At 41.0% G+C, this 1,494-nt stretch carries 3 protein-coding genes and 1 pseudogene; all 4 read right to left on the bottom strand.

From position 1 onward, the window contains the following. A partial coding sequence (locus LKD71_RS18460) for a DUF6870 family protein (protein WP_334302605.1) occupies positions 1 to 149 on the bottom strand: 149 nt, incomplete at its 3' end. Beyond that, positions 130 to 510 (bottom strand): type II toxin-antitoxin system PemK/MazF family toxin, encoded by a 381-nt coding sequence (locus LKD71_RS18025; RefSeq protein ID WP_227616429.1) that lies wholly within the window; start codon positions 508 to 510, stop codon positions 130 to 132. The genes LKD71_RS18025 and LKD71_RS18460, both read right to left, overlap by 20 nt. A gap of 522 nt (positions 511 to 1,032) precedes the next feature. Then, on the bottom strand, positions 1,033 to 1,260 hold the full coding sequence (locus LKD71_RS18020) for a sigma factor-like helix-turn-helix DNA-binding protein (protein WP_227616428.1): 228 nt from the start codon (positions 1,258 to 1,260) through the stop codon (positions 1,033 to 1,035). A 12-nt stretch (positions 1,261 to 1,272) separates the two neighbouring features. Continuing rightward, positions 1,273 to 1,494: pseudogene (locus tag LKD71_RS18015) on the bottom strand (sigma-70 family RNA polymerase sigma factor); the annotation flags it as partial.

Here is a 1,494-nt window from a genome sequence, read left to right as displayed (position 1 = left end):
GGATTTCCTACTTTATTCAGAAAAATATCTCTCCGTTCCTGAAGCGATTTATTTCTGTCTGCTTTTATCATCCGTAGGTCAGTCATTTCATTGATATCTACATCACTGAAATCCTGCTCCAGATAGTTTCTATATTTCTCTGCCGTCATGCCCTTCTCCTTCCATTCCCATCTGAATCCGTACTGCTTTCAGTACCCGATCCAGGCTCCACTTATTTACTCTTCCGCATTTCTCAATAATACATTTTGTAGAAATGCTCATAACCTGTTCAGCCAAGGCCAGGCTTCCTTTTCGGATCCCTGTCATGTCATATTTACTGATAAATACATGTGTTGGTAAATACCGCTTCTTATATATTCTTGATGTCAGCGGAACTACTGTAATGACTGAACTGTATGTATTAGCTTTGTTATTACTTACTACGATCACCGGTCTTACTCCACCCTGAACCGAAGTTGTCGGGAACATACCGAGATCCGCCCATAAGATATCTCCTCTGCGGATTGTCATTTGTCCTCTCTCCAATCTATTATTTTTACTTGTAAAGCATCCATAGCGCTATATTGGCTCCACAGGAATACGGCAGAGTTTCTTTCCCATAAGGAAAGCTCTGCCGCATAACCTCTATAGCCAATTTGATTATTAAACAGTGCTCGCTCGATTCTATTTATCCCCGATACCCCGAATCGTTACTCCCGCATATGCAGGAAGGGAATAATAACCTGCCCGAATGCATACTCCGGACCACAACCCGAAAACTCTCGTTTCCAGGCTCCAGCAGTTCATAGGTTTACCAGTTACAGACTTCTCAGGGTCTGCAAGTGTATCGCATCTCACACATGTCATCGCATCACCAGCCTGCCGACTGGCTTTGGTCAGTGCTTTTTCGCAGCATTATTAGCTCTAAAAATGTTTTTACGTCTTATAATCCTATAGCGGCATCTTCCTCGTGCTCACTGTATGAAATGTCACGTCAGTTATTATTGGATATTCAGTTATCATGGTGCATTTTAGGGAGTCCTTAAAGCTCCTCTAATTACTAAAGTCAAATGACTTCGGCTGATGCAAAAAATTTTCCAATATTTTTTTAAAAAATTCTTTCATATACATTTCACGCATTTTATTAAGGATCGTTTTCAACTTGTACGCTAATACCTGTCTGGAAATCCCCATAATCTCAGCCATCTGTGTCTGTGTCTTATTTTCAAAGAAAATGCCGTAAATAATCATGCGTTCCTCGATATTCAGCTGATCGATCACTTTATGAATATCCTACTGTTCCATTTTTGTCAGTACACTGTGCTCCACGTCACAATTCAAATCTGGGAAATCCTCAATCATGAATCCTTCCCCATCGATGGACTGTCCACTGTAAGGTACCTCCCGCAGCATCTTATCCACGACTTCCCCCAGCTCGTTCTTAATCTCAACTTTTTTTGCCTTGCTGCTTCTGTAAAAATTGTTCATCGCATACGCAACTTCTTTTGTAATCTC

Source organism: Fusicatenibacter faecihominis (genome assembly GCF_020686945.1).
GTDB lineage: Bacteria > Bacillota > Clostridia > Lachnospirales > Lachnospiraceae > Limivivens > Limivivens faecihominis.
This window is presented reverse-complemented; position numbering and strand designations above follow the sequence as displayed.

Excerpts from the sequence above, each read along its gene's own strand:
- LKD71_RS18025 (WP_227616429.1), bottom strand. The coding sequence starts at position 510 with ATGACAATCCGCAGAGGAGATATCTTATGGGCGGATCTCGGTATGTTC.